We start from the raw sequence: 18,780 nt of genomic DNA, 5'->3' as shown, positions 1-18,780 counted from the left end.
GGTTCAGGTTCAGGTTCAGGTTCAGGTTCAGGTTCAGGTTCAGGTTCAGGTTCAGGTTCAGGTTCAGGTTCAGGTTCAACACTAACCGCTTCTTGCTGAACTGCAAACTGATTTTCTGTACTTAAATCCTGTACTGGCTGATGCAATTCAGGTGCTGTAATTTGCGTAACTGGCATGGCCGTTACCGTGACTTCATTCAAAGTTAACGGTCTAAATGCCAGTAAACGCAACACTGTCATTTCAAAGCCTTGCTCTTGTGTCACCGCAAGTTGCAACTCAGCTCGACCTTTACAGGCAATTTGATAATACAACTGCAAATCTTGGGCAGAAATGAGTTTCGACAGTTGTAATATCTTCTGGTTAATCTCTTCACTATATTTCAGTGCAAGATCTGGTAAGTATTGCAACAATGCCAATTCATGCAAGGTAGAAACCAATTGATCCAAAACCAAAGACACGTCTAAAGCTTGCTGTCTAAATTGTAAAAGTAACTGGCTTACCCGTGCTTGCTGATTTTGATGAATTGCCAAGATCAAATCATAAATAATGGTTCGGTCAATCAAACCGAGCATATCTTTAACATCTTGATGATGGACTGCACCTTGACCATAGGCGATTGCCTGATCTGTTAAAGACAAGGCATCACGCAATGAACCTTGTGCAGATTCTGCAATTTGCCAAATCGCATCTTGATCGGCTTCGATATGCTCTTTATTTAAGATTGCTGTCAAATGTTCCGTAATTTCATCAACGGCCAAAGGACGCAAGGTAAATTGTAAACAGCGTGAGATGACGGTAATCGGCAGTTTTTGTGGATCTGTCGTTGCAAAGAGGAACTTCACATGCTCAGGTGGTTCTTCCAGTGTCTTGAGCAAGGCATTGAATGAGTGCGTTGAAAGCATATGCACTTCATCGATCAGATAAACTTTGAAGCGACCCTGCGTTGGCGCATAAGGCACATTGTCGAGTAACTCACGAGTATCCTCAACCTTGGTCCGTGATGCCGCATCGATTTCAATTAAATCAATAAAACGACCTTCATTTACGGCCTTACAGGTTGCACAGACTTCACACGGCGTTGAAGTCACGCCTGTCTCGCAGTTTAAGCATTTGGCTAAAATACGGGCAATCGTGGTTTTACCAACACCACGCGTTCCTGTAAACAAGTAGGCATGGTGCAAACGCCCACGTTCTAATGCGCTGGTTAAAGCACGAGAAACATGGTTTTGCCCCACTAACTCATTGAAATTACGTGGACGGTATTTTCTTGCCAGTACTTGATACATGAATGCTCCTTTTTGCATCTTAAGCATACTGTTTTTTTGAAAGTCTGTGAATGAATCCGCTTCTAATTGATCAAGATTAAATACATTGCTGCACTTTTGATGACTATTTCCAAGCTTTTCATCACATTCAGACAAGACTTGCACCAATATTCAACTCAAGGGAGAATACGCACTAATTTATATGTTGTTGGTTTTATTTCCCATGTCTCAATCTTTAACGGTACTCGGCGGCATTAGCGCAGAACAATTTCTTAATGAATATTGGCAGAAAAAGCCGTTGTTGGTCCGTAATGCGATGCCTGAAATTATCGGCTTATTAGAACCCGCAGATGTCCAAGAACTGGCATTGGAAGAAGATGTCACTGCTCGCTTAATCCGCCAAAAGAATAAAAATCCAAATGAGTGGCATGTAAAATCATCACCTTTAACCAAAGGGGATTTCCAAAAACTGCCAAATCTTTGGACACTTTTGGTTCAAGCAGTTGATCATTATTCATTTGATATTTCAGAACTTTGGAAGAAATTTCCATTTATTCCGCAATGGCGCCGTGACGACATCATGGTGTCTTACGCACCTAAAGGTGGCTCTGTTGGTAAGCACTTTGATTTTTATGATGTGTTCTTGGTACAGGGTCATGGTCATCGCCGTTGGCAATTAGGTCAAATGTGCGATGAATCAACTGAGTTTTTGCCAGATCAACCGCTGAAACTTTTAGCAGATTTAGACATTCATTTTGATGAAGTTCTTGCACCTGGTGATTTGCTCTATGTACCACCTGGCCTTGCACATTATGGCGTTGCTGAAGATGATTGCTTAACCTACTCTTTTGGCTTTCGTATGCCAAATCTCTCAGAAATGATTGATCAAGTCAGTGATAAATTTGCAGAAAATACTTTACTCAAGAATCCATTGATCGATATTGCGCGCCAGCAAACAGCGCATCTAGGGGAAATTAACAGTACTGAGTTTTCATATCTAAAAACTCAATTACTTGACTATCTTACTCAGGCACCTGAATTTGATGCAGCGATCATGGCCTATATGAGCGAAGCAAGCTATCCAAACAACATTCCAGAACCTGAAGAGGTTGATGCCAATGATGTTGCAGAAATTATTGGTACGGATTATCAGATTATTCTAGAACCAGCCTCGCGCTTGCTTTACAGAAAACAAGGTGAGTCTTTAGAGTTTTGGGCGAATGGAGATACAGTCTGTGTTTCAGAAACATTCATTCCTTATCTCAAACAAATCGCAGATGGCGAAAGCCTATTGCTAGATGAACGGTTTAGTGAAGTTGAGCTTCTAGAAGATATCACTGTGCTACTCAACACAGCCATTGTGATGTTATTACCACCAAACGAAAACTAAAACATTCTTTTTTATGTGGATAGAGATTAATTTTAGTCTCTGTTCACATTTATTACCTCAAAATTTTGATCAAAAATAAAACCCTACTTTTTTTAATGATTACATTATAATGCTTGAATAATAATTTTTTTTTAATAGACTAAAACCAAGTCATTATAAAAATATTTTATAGAAATCACTTTGATACAACAGCAAGGAGTACGACTTGTGTTTAAAAAAATATTATGTTTTTCCTTTCTCGCCTCCTCTTTCATTCTACAAACCAGCCATGCCTGCACTCGCGCAGTCTATTTAGGCAATAATGATCACATCATCACCGCCCGATCAATGGATTGGAAAGTTGATGTGGGCACTAACCTGTGGATTTTACCGAGTGGCGTACTTCGGGACAGCAATGCAGGGCCAAAATCTTTAAAATGGAAAGCCAAATATGGCAGTGTAATTGCAACAGGTTATGATATTTCAACGACTGACGGCATGAATGAAGCTGGATTGGTTGCCAATGTATTATGGCTAGTAGAATCGCAATATCCAGACACCAAGCAATCTAAAAAACCACAGCTTAGTATTTCTGCTTGGGCGCAATATGTACTCGACAATTATGCAACCGTTGCTGAAGCCGTCAAAGCTTTAGAGAAAGAACCTTTTGATCTGATTACTGACAGCGTGCCAGGAGAACAACGCCTTACGACTTTACATTTATCTATTTCAGACAAAACTGGTGATAGTGCCATTATCGAATATATTGGGGGCAAGCAAGTTATTCACCACAATAAAAAATATCAAGTTATGACCAACTCGCCAATATTTGATCAACAACTGGCACTCAACACTTACTGGCAACAAATTGGCGGTACAGTCATGTTACCAGGAACCAATCGTGCTGCTGACCGATTTGCCCGTGCCTCTTTTTATATCAATGCGATTCCAAAAAATGACAACCCTAAAGATGCTTTGGCTTCTGTTTTTAGTGTGATTCGCAATGCATCCGTTCCTTATGGTCTCAATACAGCGGAAGAACCGAATATTTCATCTACACGCTGGAGAACCGTTGCAGACCATAAACAGCAACTTTATTTCTTTGAATCTGCAGTCTCTCCAAATGTATTCTGGGTCGATTTAAAGAAAATTAACTTTAAAGATGGTTTAACGCGTAAACTTGATCTTGGCAAAGATCAACAGAATACTTTTGCTGGTGATGCAACCAATCAATTTAAAGTATCAAAACCATTTGAATTTCTTGGTCCACAACTACATCATTAACACTGAAAATATTGAGTAATCCTAGAGAGTTGAAAAGATGAAAAAAACGTTAAGTTTACTGAGCCTTTGTATTGTGCTGAGCGGTTGCTCAACCATGCCCGACACCTCCACAAACTCAACTGGAAATTTAGCAACTGCAGGCTCTTTAAACTGTAAAGCAAACGAACTTTGCCCTAATGTTTTTGTTGAATGGGATAAACAACATAAAGAGCAGTTAAGAATCGAAACCGTGCTCAACAGTAGTTATGATTATTATGACATTAAAGGTATTACCTTCTTAATCGATGATAAAGCTTTTGCTTATAAACCCGTTGGCCCAACACAGCAAAAAAACATCAATCGACTGATTCCTAGACGCTCATCCAATAGCTTTATTATTCCAAGTACTTTCCTCTACGAACTGAAAAAAGCCCAAAATGTTGAGCTTTCGATCGAAACAGACAAAGGCAATATCAAACGTTCAGTCTACACACCAAGCCAGCAATCAATGCTGTATCATAACTTTATCAAGCTGATTGCAACCCTGCCATCGCAACAAAGTAAATCTTAAAATAGAAAATTATACGATGAAAGTCAGTTATTTATTTTAACTATAATTAACTGACTTTTTTGTATTGCGAATATATTAAAAAAAGAATATCACTTAAATATTCAAAAGAATGGCGATTTAAATATACGCAAAGCCACAAACAAGAATTGGTCTCGATATAGACATCTTTATTAAATCAAAAACCAGCTCCCCACATTTATCCTTTGATAAACAATTAGATGAATAATCATCAATCAAATAAACTTAAATTATTCTACTCTTTTATCGTATTTTAAGATTCCATTAATAGTTATTTTCTATAGATATACAATATTATTTTCAACTCTAACACTTGAAAATGAGGACCAAAGAATCATTTAAATAAATAATGTTATTTTTCCCTATGATATTTTCAAAATACCATGTAAAATCCCTGCCAAAATTGCATGATGAAATGCAACATGATGCTCTTGGCGATGGGCGAACTCGAGGCGTTGTATGTCAAAAAAAGAAGATATTATTACCACTGCATTAAGACTTTTTAATTCGCATAGCTATAACTCGATCGGTGTAGATCGAATCATTAGTGAATCTGGCGTTGCAAAAATGACTTTCTACAAATATTTCCCCTCTAAGGAGAAGTTAATTGAAGAATGCTTAGTGCAACGCAACATTAATCTGCAAACTTCTTTAAATGCAACTTTGGCAGAATGTGATCCAGAAGATCATCTTGCCCAACTTAAAGCAATTTTTGGATGGTATGCTGCGTGGTTTAGTAGCGAAGATTTTAATGGTTGTATGTTTCAAAAAGCATTGGAAGAGGTGATCAAAATCTACCCTTCTACTTTGCAACCGGCGACCCAATATAAAATTTGGTTAACTGCTTTAATCGAGAATTTACTTAAAAACCTCGATATTCGCAATCCAACTCATCTAGCAACACTGATTGTCAGCATTTTAGATGGTATGACAATTCAAGCACATGTCAATAAACACTCAGTTGAAATGGATGAATACTGGAAACGCGTAGAGCACTTAATTAGTTTCGAAAGAGAATTAGCATAAATACCAATTATCCCTTTACCTATAAAGGGATAATTTAGTTAAAACTTGGAAATAAAAAAATCTAGTTAAAAAAATAAAGCGTGATTTATAGTTATTATTGTGGCTCACGCTTGCGTCTGAGTGTAAAAAGAATAATAAATATTATTACCCTCTGGCGGTTGTACTTTCGCACTTCCGGTCCTTTTTATGCAGACAGATCGTTCTGTCTTGTTTCTCATTATATATAGTTTTTTGTAAAGCACAATCTTTTTTTAAACTTTTTTATATTTATTAATTATATTAATCACTTAATTTTATTGTTTAATATTTTTAACAAATGATTTAGCCAATGTGCGACTTGAATTACCTCAGACTGGATAAAAAACTATTGAAAGCATAATAATGTGAATTAAATCACATATTTCACCTCAATCACCGATTATTCAACAGTAACACACCTATTTATCACTTTTTCTGATATACATTTTCATTAAAAACCATTGCAATTATTCAGTTTTACTACAATTTTTCCGTTATGTGACTTTATACTAGCCACGGCTGTAACATAGAGAGTATATGCATGCAAAAGGATTTCGAGATCGAAGCAATGAGAGAGTCTGCTGGTACGATTGTTACCGTTCTAAAATCTCTGGCGAATACTGATCGGTTAATTATTTTGTGTCATTTGGCTAAACAAGAACTTAATGTTTCACAAATTGAAGAATTAACCCAAATCTTCCAACCAACGCTTTCCCAGCAACTAATGATGTTGAGAAAAAGTAATGTTGTTTCTACCCGTCGTGATGGCAAACAAATTTTTTATTCGATTTTAGATCCAAAGCTACAAGTCGTTTTGAATACCTTGTATGAGCATTACTGCCCCCACGCATAATTTTCAAACAAAATCTAAGCATACCCTCTTTAGCATTTTTTCTGCATAATATATATAAATTTATGATTTAGGCTATTGCGCATGAAATTGTTAAAGCTAGAGCTATCTAAACTATTTCCTGCGCGAAAATGGTTGAGTCAGTATCAACTACCCAGTTTAAAGTCAGATCTTATAGCAGCCTGTATTGTTTTAGCGATGCTAGTACCACAAGGTATGGCTTATGCAATGCTGGCAGGACTCCCACCGATTATGGGAATATACGCCAGTATATTGCCCATGATTGTGTATGCCTTTACAGGAAGTAGTACAACGCTTTCCATTGGCCCAGTTGCCATTATTTCGATGATGGTATTTTCAGCATTGGATCCCTTATTTGCAGTTGGATCAACTGCCTATATTGAGGCCGCTTATTTACTGGCATTATTAGTCGGAATCATTTCACTTGTTTTAGGAGTCTTACGTTTTGGTTTCCTCATTCAACTGATTAGCCATCCTGTTATTCAAAGTTTTATTATTGCATCCGCATTGCTGATCGCACTGGGTCAATTTAAGTTTTTGCTTAACATCCCATTAGAAGCTGGCAACATTCCTAAATTCTTAATCAGCTTATCTGAAAACTTAAATCAAATAACCTTCCTAAGCGTCAGCTTTGGACTGGCTTCCGTTTTAGTATTATTTATTCTCCCCAAATTGATTCGATCAGATTTTCTCAATAAAACATTGCCCTTACTCATGGTCTTGGTTTCTATCGCAATCATTACCTTACTAGGAAATGATGATCAGGCAATTAAAACCGTTGGCGTCATTCCAACAGGTTTACCTAACTTCCATTTCCCGACTTGGGACACTGAATTAATCCTACAATTACTGCCAAGCGCATTTATGATCACAATGATTAGCTTTGTCGAATCACTGGCGATTGCACAAGCCACAGCATTACAAAAGCGCGATGACTTAGACAGTAATCAAGAACTCATCGCCCTAGGTTTTGCGAATATTGCTGCGGGTATTAATTCTGGTTTTGCAGTATCCGGGAGTTTATCTCGCACTATAGTAAATGCAGATGCAGGGGCAAAAACCCCGATGTCTGGTGTGATTTCATCATTACTGATGATAGCGGTTAGCCTCTACTTTACCAGTTTCTTTCAAAACCTGCCTCTCGCTGTATTAGCAGCAACAATTTTCGTTTCTATCTGGAAACTGGTTACGCTCGCCCCATTTATTGAAACATGGAAATATTCAAAAGCTGATGGCCTCGCCATGTGGGTCACTTTCTTTGGTGTGACCTGCTTGGATATCTCAACAGGATTGATCATTGGTATCGCACTCACCTTTATTTTACTCCTGTGGAGAATTAGCCGACCGCATATTGCTGTCATTGGATTAATTGAAGGGACTCAACACTTTAGAAACATATCAAATTACAGTGTCATTACAACACCTGCTGTTGTTTCTTTCCGTGTTGACGAAAATCTAAGCTTTTTAAATGCACATGTTCTAAAAGGTCATGTGATTACAGAAGTCAGCCAAAACTCATTATTGCAACATGTGGTGATCAACTGCTCAAGCATTAGCAATATTGATCTCAGCGCATTGGAAATGTTAGAAGACCTAAATCGGGAATTGGCTCAGTTAAATATTCAATTACATCTATCCGAAGTGAAGAGTCCTGTGATGGATCGACTGTCTAAATCCCAGCTTAAAAATGATCTTACAGGCCAAATATTTTTATCACATTATCAAGCAATACAAACACTTTCACCTGAAATGCTTGTAGAATGAGCAAATTTTATTGGATTTTTTTTATACAAAAGGATGTGTCATGTTTTCATAATTTTTTTTAAAAAACATTGTGTTAATTTTTTCGGGATTTTTAAAGTAATTGAATTGCAAAAAAAATTTTATTATTCACGGTTCTTAGGTATAGAATACCGCGCTTGTTTAACCTTAAACCGTGCATAGGTTTATAAGGCCTTTATATGTTTAATGTACTGTCTCGCTTGAGCTTAGTTAGCAAAATTATTATCGCTATTTTTTTAGGGATTGGCGTCGCTTTGCTCTTTCCCAACTTTACACCCTACTTAAGTTTATTGGGTGAATTATTCATTAAAGCATTAAAGTCTGTTGCACCGATTTTAGTTTTTGTTTTGGTTTTATCCTCAATTGCAAATTTCCAGATTGGTCAAAACTCAAATATCAAACCTGTACTGGTTTTATATGTTGTTGGAATGCTACTTGCAGCATTCAGTGCAGTAACAGCCAGCGTATTATTCCCAAGCCAATTATTTTTGCATTTACCGGCAGAAAGTGGCTTGCAAGCACCAGGTAGCCTTGCAGAGATTTTAAAGAACTTACTTTTAAGTTTTATTGCAAACCCGATACAAGCGATCGGTGAAGCCAACTTTATTGGTATCTTGGCTTGGGCAATTGGTTTAGGTCTAGCTTTACGTCATAGCTCAGACACAACTAAACAGGTTTTGACAGATGTAGCTGGTGCAGTCAATAAAATTATTCATACTGTGATTGGTTTTGCACCTGTGGGAATTTTTGGTTTAGTTGCCGTGACATTTGCAAGCGAAGGTCTAGCAACACTAACCAGTTATGCCCATCTATTAGCTGTATTAATCGGCACAATGCTGTTTGTCGCACTTGTGATTAATCCAATTTTGGTTGCGATAACCATGAAGGCAAACCCATACCCATTAGTATTTACCTGCTTAAAAGAAAGTGGCATCACCGCCTTCTTTACCCGTAGTTCCGCTGCCAATATTCCAGTAAACCTAGATTTGGCTCAGCGTTTAGGTGTCAATGAAGCAACCGCTAGTGTTTCGATTCCATTGGGTGCAACCATCAACATGGCAGGTGCAGCAGTCACAATTACGGTACTAACACTCGCTGCTGTACATACACTTGGTATTCCTGTTGATTTAAGCACCATGATTATTTTATCTGTGGTTGCAACAGTTTCTGCTTGTGGCGCATCTGGTGTTGCAGGTGGATCTTTATTGTTAATCCCTGTTGCTTGTAGTTTGTTTGGTATATCATCTGAAATTGCAATGCAAATTGTTGCGATTGGTATGATTATCAGTGTATTGCAAGATTCAACAGAAACTGCTTTAAACTCTTCAACTGATGTCCTGTTTACTGCTGCTGTTGATTTTAAAGACCATCCAAGATCATAGGTTGCTATGCCACTTCAACGTTTACCTAACTGGATTCAACTCGGTGCTTTCTTCCTCGCACTGAATGCAGGGATGGTAAACGTTTTGGGCTTATTTACCGTCCTGCATCAGTCCGTGTCACACATGACAGGTAATGTCAGTATGTTAGCAATGAGTTTGCTTGACTGGCAGCCTGAACATTTCATTTACCTTAGTCTGGTTGTCCTTTGTTTTGTGATTGGCTCTTTTTATAGTGGTTTAATCCTTGGCAATGGTCGTGTGGCATTTGGTCGACGTTATGGCCTACCGCTTAGTTTAGTTGCGATCTTTCTGCTTCTCACTTGGCTCTTACTCCCCTATTTCCCACGTTATGGCCTCTTATGGGCCTGTGTTGCCATGGGGGTACAGAATGCGATGGTGAGCCACTATAAAGGTGCAATTATCCGTACCACACACTTATCAGGCGTCCTGACCGATATTGGCTTAGCGTTAGGTTATAAAGCACGTGGTTTAAACGTAGAAAAACGTCGTATTTTTCTGCACCTCCTCATCTTTATGGGTTTTTTATGTGGTGGACTGATTGCAAGTCTGCTTTATCCTTATTTAAATTTACAAACCTTTCTTATTCCAGCAGCGTTAAGTTTAATCATGAGTCTGGCCTACTGGATTTTCTATTTTCGTTCTTCATCAAACTCAAATTTGGATTGAATTATGGTTAAAAATGCATTGCAAGCTCAATTGTTAAAAGCGGGTTTAGTTGATAATAAGAAAGCTAAAAAATTAACCAAACAAGCTCAACATGGGCAACGTACTGGACAAAATGATGATGCTGCTTTAAAAGCTGAAATCGACCGCGCCAAACAAGAAAAATTAGCCAAAGACCAAGCCTTGAATCAGGAAAAGCAAGCCATATTGGAAGAAAAAGCATTAAAAGCCTCGATCATCCAAATGATCAAACATCATAAAATTAAACAAACTGAAGGTGATGTAAGCTATCAATTTATTGATGAAGCTAAGATCAAGAAAGTCTATCTTTCACAACAAATTTATAATGCTCTGGTTTCAGGTTCACTTGTCATTGCCAAAGATCAAGACAGCTATGCTTACTTACCTAAAGCTTTAGCAGAAAAAATTGATCAAAAAATGCAAGGTTTTATCTTGGTAAATAACAATACTGAGAAAAATGATCAAACTACCGATGAGGAAGATCCATATGCAGCATATGTGATTCCTGATGATCTGATGTGGTAAGTCACCCAACAGTTATGTAAAAACGCCTTTACAAATCGTATATAAACTGTGATCAAGTTAAGATAAAGCACCATTACACCTTACAATTCCTGTTCAAAGAATTTATAAGGTGTTTTGGGTTTGGATTATTTAAAGTATTTGCGTAGTGAGTTAAGCCATTACCCATGGCTAGAAACAGCGATTGCATTAATAATTTTGATTTTGTTTGCTGCACTCGCAAACTTTATTGCGAAAAGAATTATCGTCCGTGGTATTCGCCATTTAATTACAAAATTTAAATCTCCAAATCAATCGATTTTTGCACAACATAGTGTAACTCAACGATTTGCCAATATCGTGCCTGCAATTGTCATCATGAATGGCATTACCACAATTCCGCATCTACCAGAAAAATTCATTAGCTTTGTGCAAATGGGTGCGCAGGCTTTCATCTTTCTGACACTAGCACTCACCGTCAGTGAAGCACTAAATATCTTTAACTTAATCTATCAACGTAACCCTAAATCAAGAAATAAGCCGATCAAAGGATATTTACAGCTGGTTAAGCTTATTTTGTTTGTGGTTTGCGGCTTGATGATTTTAGGGACCTTCTTAAAAAAAGATGTGTTCACCCTACTTGCAGGCTTCGGGGCAATGGCTGCGGTATTGATGTTGGTGTTTCAAAATACCATTCTTTCATTGGTGGCCAGTGTACAGATCGCCTCTTATGATATGGTTCGCATCGGTGACTGGATCGAAATGCCATCATTGAATGCTGACGGCGATGTCATTGATATGTCATTACATACCGTGACCGTACAGAACTTTGATAAGACCTTCACCACCATTCCAACCAACAAACTGGTGACGGATACCTTTAGAAACTGGCGTGGGATGAGTGAGTCAGGCTGCCGTCGTATTAAGCGTTCACTATTCTTAGATCAAAGCAGTGTTCACTTCATGAGTGACCAAGAGCAGCAAAAACTGAAAGACTTCTTGCTATTAGATCAATATCTGGATGCTAAAAAATCGGAGATTGAAGAGTTTAATAATCACCTCAGCAACCAATCTAAATATAACCAACGTCGTTTAACCAATCTTGGGACGTTCCGAGCGTATGTAGAGTTCTACTTGCGCCAACATCAAGGTATTGCCCAAAATCAAACGATTTTAGTGCGTCAAATGCAACCAACCAGTGAAGGCTTACCATTAGAAATCTATGCGTTTACCAATACCATTGCATGGGCTTCGTATGAAGCAATTCAATCTGATATATTTGATCACTTGATTGCCATTATTCCTGAATTTGGCTTGAGAATTTATCAAGCACCATCTGGTCACGATTTTCAGGTACTTTCTACTGAACAAACCGATAAAGCCTAATCTAGCTCAATAAAAAAGCACCGTCAGGTGCTTTTTTATTGATTGATCTCAAAGTACTTCCTGCACCCTTCCATCCACTCCTGTGATACAGGTGACTCATCTGGATTCTCTGTATTTGCCAATTCACAATCAGCCGCGTTTTTTAAACCATTATCCATTGGGAAGGAATAGCCATAATAACCATCACTATTTTTGTTATAACCACCAGTTTGCGTATAGTTCCAATATAAATAAGCAACTAAGGCCAATGTTAGTCCCGACAGAATCAGTAGCCATCCTCTTAAACTCATTTGTGCTCTATCATGCTTTTTTACATTATAGGCATTTTTATTAAACATTTAAGGAAAGGATTCTGATTTATCTGCTGAAAATGTACCTATAAAAAGCTTTAAGCTTGATTCAATGCAGTAACAAACAGTTTGGTTACCATATAAAAAAAGCCCCAAACAAATTTGGAGCTTTTTTATGATCTTTAAAATCTCAGTCCCACTCTAGCTGAAACTGAATATTGGTATTGGTAAAATTAGGATTTAAGAAAACTCTGTAACCAGCTTCCTTTAATTCAGTCACAACAATATCTGCGTCTTCGCTACTGACTTCATGTTTTGAAAATTGTTGTAAAGCGTCTCGATCGCCATCACTGGCTCTTAATTTAATCGTACTGGAAATTTTTGAGAGAATTTTATCTACTGTTAACTTTTTAACATTTGCATTAGAAATTGCAGTCGCTCGTGATGCAGGTAACAAAACTTCTTCGTTCACCGTATTCCGCCTGTGATATCAGAATAAGAAAAAAATTATAATATGTTCTATTTCCAGTTTTTCAAGCCCATAAACTCAACTAAACGACAGATTTTGGCGCGTAAATACAAGAATAACGATTTCATGCTGTAAATAAGCCAATAGAAGCTCTTAGACTCGCCTACTGACTCCTGATGAGCGGCTTCATCTGTGCATTCTTCTGTGGCGGGATAATCATTTGGACACGCTTGTTTGGTACACCTTGAGCCTCTATATCACCAACTGTTAAATTATATCTGAGTGTTTCGGCTGAAATACTGGAACCATCTGTTTTGCTTCACTCACTTTCTGTTGAAACTTGACGGGGCTTCCCGTAAGCGTAATTTGATGAGGTTGACCGTTTCTCAATGTACTCACCGCTTTTGCAGCTTGAATGTCAATCGTGCCTTGACTAATTTGAATATTAGCAGCCGAAAAAGTATTCTGATTCGGACTATAACGAGTATTTTCTGCCTCTAAATAAATCGATTGTTGAAAATCAGATTCAATAGCGAAAATAGACCTGCAAGATATCAAAAGTGATGCCATCAAAAAAAATTTCTTCATGCTTTTATTGTTAAGCGATAAATTTATAAGCTGCGAATCTTAGAACAGCTATCCAACAAGAAGTGATATTAATTCTTATTTAAAACAATAAAAGAGAGGAAATCTCCTCTCTAGAGATACTTATTTACAGGTGATATCCAACTTTTCAGCATAGTAATCAGTCGAGACTTTTAGATCAGCCATCAACTTCTGCTGTGTATAGTCTTTGGGTGCTAATTTTAATAATGCAGGAATATATTTCGATTCATATAATTTTGGATAATCCTTACAAAGAACACGTGTTTGCTCGTCTTTTGGGGTATCTGGATTATCCAAAATATCCATATATTCGGAAATCTTATTATCTACAACTTCAAAGCTTTCTTGAGCTTGTTCACTTTTCACTTCTGGTTGCTTATTACAACCTACAAATAAGATGGAGATTAAACTGAGATATAGAATTCTGGTTTTCATATAAGTCATTTAAATTCTAAGAAGTAACTAAGCTAAAGTGTAGCTTACTTTTCACTTTAATAAATGAAGATTTCCTTTTCAATTTTTTGTGTTTCTTTACGAACTGCAAAGCAAGTTAACGCTATTTAATTACTTGCGCATTTGAATCGATCTGTTAAGCATGGTTCATCCTTGTTTGACCTGAAAGACTAAAAAGAAAGGCTTTGAATCACAAAGCCCTTCCAATTAAGCATTCATTATTACAAATAGATCTCAGGTGGATACGGCGTATCATCACTCACAGGGGTATAGAGTGTATTTTCGATAAAGAAACCATTCGGTGCTTGAGCAATATCAATCGTTACAGAATCTTGCATGATTTGCGGATAAGCCCAGATCAACTGCTTCATCAGTCCCAAAGGATTATTATTCTGCATATCTCCAAACACACGTTGCCAAATTGGAGTTCGATATGGCTTGTTCTTATCAAAGCCATAAAGATGAGCAATCGAAGAATCAGGAACAAATCCAGCTAAATAAGCAACTTTATCCGCTGGATAGTTCAGATCCTGGCTTGGAATTTCCGCAACAGCTTGGTGTGCCAAACCTAATCGTGCCTCTAATATCCAGTCATAGGCCTCTGTCATCAAATAATCAAAATTGGGGTAAGCATAATGCTCACTTGGAAAGTTAATATCGGTTGCCAATGTTTCAATCGGTGTTCGAATGGTTGGAAAAAAAATCAACGGACAAACTTTAGCATTTGGGTATTTGGCTTTAATCACGGTTCGAATGTCTTGGCAGGTTTGCCCTAATTTGTTTTTTAACCAAGCTTTAAATTCATCATACGGCGTGCCAGTTTTATTTACTGCATCATAGATCGTTCCCAAGTCTGGTGCATACAATCCAGTATCTGCATTAAATGCCAGCTTAGTTGGATAATCATAGACACATGGTAAATCCGTACCCTGGTTATACCACCACCAAGGTTCACCAATTTGCATATTTACAGCACAGCCACCTACAGCCATCGTATCAGCAAACTCAATAAACGCTTTATGTAGATAAGCAAGTGCATTTTGATCACAAGGGCTAAAGAAATAACTTGGCGGTTCATACCCCGTGCGGCCTAAATTACTATTCCAATCCCGCTGTGCCCAGAATTCATTTGCGCCCAATGAGTACATTTCAAAACTGACACCAAATACAGGCTGCATCCCAGCATTTTGCAAGGCTTGAGCAAAACGCTCATGCCATTTACGTGTACATGGATTTACAACAGATTGATTGGTCACCAACGTATCTGGAATTTGCCATTTATTAATACTACTGTCCCAAGACATTTCAGGATACTTAGACATACCACAATAATGATTAATCAAACCTTGATAGCCCAAAGCCTGCAAATTATCGACCAAGCGCTGTGGATTGAGGTCATAATGGTCATCATAACTGGTACATAGGCCATAATTATGTTGAGGAACAGACACTTTTTTTAGCTTAAGTTTGGCATTTGGTCCTGTGGTCACCGAGTTGGTAACACGAATATAGCCATCTTCGGCTTGAACTAAGGGCTGAGTAGAATGCCCATTGTAACTGGTAGTAAATCCTGAAAATGAAATTCGCTGAATATTGGTGATAGGAAAGGCATCTGTTGCAGCAAAACCAGCTTTAACCGTATTCCAATTAATATGAATATGTGCCGAGCGTGAAGCGGGTTGATTGGCATAATTGAACAGAACAATATAGGCCACTTGGTCGACACCATTGGACTGATATTGAACGGTCAAGGTGGGTGTTAAGGTGGGATTATTCAACATCGGCATGGATGGAGACAGTTCAATATCAAAATCCCAAATCACACCGCTGTAATCATATTTGGTTTCATAGGCCAAAAATTTATGGTCTTTCGCATCATATGAATCCCAAATAATCCCCGCAAGATCAGTTGTGGTACGTGAGCGAAATGATGCTTCAAAACCATTGGCATAATTGCTAATCGCAAAAGACATGGTTTGTGGACCGTCAATACGCCAGTATTTTGGACTAAAACGATTAATCAATGATGTTTGGATGCTTACTGCAGGAGATGTTTTTAAATTTTTTTGTTTATATTCAAAAGTATTTATCATTTGAAAATGCTCTAATTAATCATTGAGCTTTTATCTTAATTGATCACCATTTTTTAACTGTTTGCAAGCGTAAGTGCTGATCAAAACACCATCAGTTATATCTACTTTATGTAAATGCATATTTTCAATCAACAAAATGGCCTATCCATAGATAAGCCTCAGGAGTCAAGCATTCATATCTTCATCAGAACAGATAGCGCATCCCCACTTTATAGGTCATTCCATCCATATCTAGTACATCAGCCACTGTGCTATCACAGAAATAACTGGTACAAACATCTTTGTAATTTTCAATATAAAGCCATTTGTAGCCTAGTCCAGCATAAATTGCGAGATTAGATTGAATATAGTGTCCTAATTCAAACTCTATCGGTAATGTGACATAACGTAATTTGACATCATAGTCATCAGCTTTCAGCCACGCATATCCCACACCAATACTCGCATTAGCATAGCTATTGTTATGACCGTAAAAGGTGTAGCCTCCTTTCACATTAATCTCAGTACTTTTCCAATCCGCATTTTTTTGATAATTCAGGCCAAATGTTGAACTAAGTGTATCTAAAGCCGTAAAGGTGACTCCTGTACCCAAACCGTTAAGGTTTTCATGTCCATCAACTTCATCAGACTTTAACCTTGAACCATAGTATTCAGCGAATATAGAAGTTTGAATACCGCTCCTGCTTTCGCTGCGATAGTGCTGCTCAGTCTGCTGTACTGACGTCGGTTCACCTAGAGCTTGAGGTGCCCCATAATTCAGTTGTAGTGGTGTATCTGCCCATGCATGTATTGTCGTGAAACATGTAGCGACTCCTATTGCCCCAAGCAATATTGTTTTCATTCAAATACCTATTTTTATTTAGTTTTAAGAGTTTAGATAGTAATTTATCTCCACCTAAATGTCTGAAACAATACATAAAATCCGATATTTGGTTAATCTATTTTTAAGACCTAGTATAAGCTTATATTAACTGATAACTAATTAAAAAGTGCTTTCTTTATATCCTAATCTTAGTAAAAGCTTAATCATAAATCAATGATTACCCTAATTTTTTCAAACCTCAAACCCTACAGCACCTAATTTTGAATGTATATATATTGATTAGGCAGTCATTCTAATGAAAGAATTAAATAAACATGTATTTTTATACGTAGCTTATATAGGTAAAAAATGACAAATCTTCTTCCATTATGATCACTTTTGACACCTCCCATATTTTACTGCTGCAAAAAATGTCACATTTGTCACTTTTGAATCAAAAAAACCAATTTTGAGAAGATTAAAGTAAAGAATAAATTAAATTTTAACCATTGATATATTTAAATAAAAAAAATAAATAAAGACAAAAAAGAAGCCATCTAAAAGCATGTCATCAAATATACAAAAAAGTCTCATCAAAGTGTAACAGTTGGTTGACTAAAGCTTATTATTTGCACTATAAAATTAGAGTATTTTTCATTTATTAATGAAATGGAAATCTAAAAGTGAGTAAAAGAGTAATTAAAAATTTCAGATCTGAATTTTTAAAATTATTCTCGGCACAAACTGATAAACAGAAAGTGATTCGCAGAAAATAGTGAAAAATACATTAATGAATACACATAGCGTTCTATTTAATATTCAATTAATTTTGATTTAATAAATATTTAAGCTATTTCAGTATTCTATTAATCATTGAGATACCTTTTATAGGAGAAAAAAAATGTATCAAAAACAGCAGAAAGATGCCGCAATTGACCATATCAAGACCGAAATTGATATGTTGATTGATCTTAATAATTTGGAAGAAATTATTAAGAGTAAAAATCATATTGAAATGACGTTGTTATTATTGGTAAAACTTGAAATATTCAGTTGGGACCAAGCTCATACTTTAGCTAAAGAACTCAGTGTAACAAGCAAAACAGCAATTGATTGCTTAGAACATATGAAAAAAATAGCATAACACTTGAGCAACAAGCTTCAATATTCTTCTGTAAACTAAAATAAACGCTCAAAATCAATGACGAAATGAGCGTTTTACCCTTCAACAGCCTTGCTTTCATTCATAATTCAACCAAGTCTTAAGCTGCTTCTAAGCATATAGGTTATCGATATTTTTATTATGAAAACAAACTTTTAGACATCCATTCAGTAAAAGCATTTCTATTACGAAATGAAGGGGTACTGAATAAATTAAGTTCTAACTCAAAATGATCAAAATTAAGCACTTTATAAATACCGCCTCCTAAAGGGATGAAATGGGTATGTGGATATTTTATTGCCTTTAACGCATGTGATACAAACTGTGCTTTTATTTGTATCTCACTGTTTTTATAAGTTTGATAACTTTGGGAGTGTTTGAACAACTCATATTCTCGGTCTAAATTTTGTCTTATCTGAGAAATAACCACTTCAATCTCCAGAATCATGGGAAATATTTTTATAGCACATAAATGCAAAAAGCCCATCTTTTGACGAGCTATTATTCAATTAAACTGTAATTTTTAGTGAACGTTTAACTCTTCATCACGTGCAACAATTACCGAAGTAAGCATTGGAACACCAAGGATAATCGGAACTACAATAATCCATAGATCAGTTGTCAACTGACTAGAAAAAAAGAAATGTATAACGATAGCAGCCAAAGCCAATACCGCAAATAAAACACCCATGAAGCGTATTGCAAATTTAACAAGCATTTTGCGACTCCTTATGATTCTAGTACTTCT

At 36.8% G+C, this 18,780-nt stretch carries 20 protein-coding genes; 11 read left to right on the top strand and 9 right to left on the bottom strand.

The genetic code is table 11. The annotated features are described in order from the left end of the window. Positions 1 to 1,286: DNA polymerase III subunit gamma/tau (gene dnaX / locus F993_RS20660; protein WP_004653167.1), on the bottom strand; the 1,286-nt coding region annotated here is incomplete at its 3' end. Between the two features lie 202 nt (positions 1,287 to 1,488). On the opposite strand from dnaX, the gene F993_RS14215 reads away from it, so the two are divergent. From F993_RS14215 to F993_RS14260, 10 genes are all read left to right on the top strand, one after another. Next, complete coding sequence (locus F993_RS14215) at positions 1,489 to 2,655, top strand: cupin domain-containing protein (RefSeq protein WP_004653166.1); 1,167 nt, start codon at positions 1,489 to 1,491, stop codon at positions 2,653 to 2,655. 207 nt (positions 2,656 to 2,862) lie between these two features. After that, positions 2,863 to 3,918, top strand: coding sequence for a linear amide C-N hydrolase (locus tag F993_RS14220; protein ID WP_004653165.1), 1,056 nt, complete (start codon positions 2,863 to 2,865; stop codon positions 3,916 to 3,918). 37 nt (positions 3,919 to 3,955) lie between these two features. Continuing rightward, on the top strand, positions 3,956 to 4,468 hold the full coding sequence (locus F993_RS14225; protein WP_004653164.1) for a hypothetical protein: 513 nt from the start codon (positions 3,956 to 3,958) through the stop codon (positions 4,466 to 4,468). Positions 4,469 to 4,945: 477 nt separating this feature from the next. Beyond that, on the top strand, positions 4,946 to 5,512 hold the full coding sequence (locus tag F993_RS14230; protein ID WP_004653163.1) for a TetR/AcrR family transcriptional regulator: 567 nt from the start codon (positions 4,946 to 4,948) through the stop codon (positions 5,510 to 5,512). 559 nt (positions 5,513 to 6,071) lie between these two features. Next, positions 6,072 to 6,383 carry an ArsR/SmtB family transcription factor gene (locus F993_RS14235; RefSeq protein ID WP_004653162.1) on the top strand — a complete coding sequence of 104 codons (312 nt, stop codon included), beginning with the start codon at positions 6,072 to 6,074 and terminating at the stop codon, positions 6,381 to 6,383. Between the two features lie 81 nt (positions 6,384 to 6,464). Beyond that, on the top strand, positions 6,465 to 8,165 hold the full coding sequence (locus tag F993_RS14240; protein WP_004653161.1) for a SulP family inorganic anion transporter: 1,701 nt from the start codon (positions 6,465 to 6,467) through the stop codon (positions 8,163 to 8,165). Between the two features lie 197 nt (positions 8,166 to 8,362). After that, positions 8,363 to 9,565, top strand: coding sequence for a serine/threonine transporter SstT (sstT, locus tag F993_RS14245; RefSeq protein ID WP_004653160.1), 1,203 nt, complete (start codon positions 8,363 to 8,365; stop codon positions 9,563 to 9,565). 6 nt (positions 9,566 to 9,571) lie between these two features. After that, entirely contained in the window at positions 9,572 to 10,252 is a 681-nt protein-coding gene (locus F993_RS14250) for a YoaK family protein (protein WP_004653159.1), read from the top strand. 3 nt (positions 10,253 to 10,255) lie between these two features. Continuing rightward, positions 10,256 to 10,795 (top strand): DUF2058 domain-containing protein, encoded by a 540-nt coding sequence (locus tag F993_RS14255; protein WP_004653157.1) that lies wholly within the window; start codon positions 10,256 to 10,258, stop codon positions 10,793 to 10,795. A gap of 120 nt (positions 10,796 to 10,915) precedes the next feature. Next, the gene (locus F993_RS14260) at positions 10,916 to 12,157 is read left to right on the top strand and encodes a mechanosensitive ion channel family protein (protein ID WP_004653156.1); all 1,242 of its coding nucleotides are present in this window, start codon (positions 10,916 to 10,918) and stop codon (positions 12,155 to 12,157) included. A 35-nt stretch (positions 12,158 to 12,192) separates the two neighbouring features. Here F993_RS14260 and F993_RS14265 read toward each other — a convergent pair whose 3' ends face one another. The 6 genes from F993_RS14265 to F993_RS14285 all read right to left on the bottom strand — a co-directional run bounded on the left by F993_RS14265 (position 12,193) and on the right by F993_RS14285 (position 16,909). Next, the gene (locus F993_RS14265; RefSeq protein WP_032812662.1) at positions 12,193 to 12,447 is read right to left on the bottom strand and encodes a hypothetical protein; all 255 of its coding nucleotides are present in this window, start codon (positions 12,445 to 12,447) and stop codon (positions 12,193 to 12,195) included. 190 nt (positions 12,448 to 12,637) lie between these two features. Then, entirely contained in the window at positions 12,638 to 12,919 is a 282-nt protein-coding gene (locus F993_RS14270) for a hypothetical protein (protein WP_004653154.1), read from the bottom strand. 264 nt (positions 12,920 to 13,183) lie between these two features. Continuing rightward, the gene (locus F993_RS0119590; RefSeq protein ID WP_004653152.1) at positions 13,184 to 13,486 is read right to left on the bottom strand and encodes an LptA/OstA family protein; all 303 of its coding nucleotides are present in this window, start codon (positions 13,484 to 13,486) and stop codon (positions 13,184 to 13,186) included. Positions 13,487 to 13,624: 138 nt separating this feature from the next. Beyond that, a complete protein-coding gene (locus F993_RS14275) occupies positions 13,625 to 13,957 on the bottom strand; it encodes a hypothetical protein (RefSeq protein WP_032812661.1) in 333 nt (110 codons plus the stop codon). 239 nt (positions 13,958 to 14,196) lie between these two features. Then, positions 14,197 to 16,068, bottom strand: coding sequence for a non-contractile tail sheath protein (locus F993_RS14280; RefSeq protein WP_004653150.1), 1,872 nt, complete (start codon positions 16,066 to 16,068; stop codon positions 14,197 to 14,199). Between the two features lie 184 nt (positions 16,069 to 16,252). Beyond that, complete coding sequence (locus F993_RS14285; RefSeq protein WP_004653149.1) at positions 16,253 to 16,909, bottom strand: hypothetical protein; 657 nt, start codon at positions 16,907 to 16,909, stop codon at positions 16,253 to 16,255. Between the two features lie 862 nt (positions 16,910 to 17,771). Between F993_RS14285 and F993_RS14290 the strand changes: the two genes are divergently transcribed. Further along, positions 17,772 to 18,014: a hypothetical protein gene (locus tag F993_RS14290; protein WP_004653148.1), complete on the top strand. Its 243-nt coding sequence runs from the start codon at positions 17,772 to 17,774 to the stop codon at positions 18,012 to 18,014. 157 nt (positions 18,015 to 18,171) lie between these two features. On the opposite strand, the gene F993_RS14295 is transcribed toward F993_RS14290, so the two are convergent. Next, complete coding sequence (locus F993_RS14295) at positions 18,172 to 18,462, bottom strand: hypothetical protein (RefSeq protein ID WP_032812659.1); 291 nt, start codon at positions 18,460 to 18,462, stop codon at positions 18,172 to 18,174. Positions 18,463 to 18,555: 93 nt separating this feature from the next. After that, positions 18,556 to 18,750 (bottom strand): hypothetical protein, encoded by a 195-nt coding sequence (locus tag F993_RS14300; protein ID WP_004653146.1) that lies wholly within the window; start codon positions 18,748 to 18,750, stop codon positions 18,556 to 18,558. Positions 18,751 to 18,780: the final 30 nt, after the last annotated feature.

The sequence above is a fragment of the Acinetobacter proteolyticus genome (assembly GCF_000367945.1).
Classification (GTDB): Bacteria; Pseudomonadota; Gammaproteobacteria; order Pseudomonadales; family Moraxellaceae; genus Acinetobacter; species Acinetobacter proteolyticus.
This window is presented reverse-complemented; position numbering and strand designations above follow the sequence as displayed.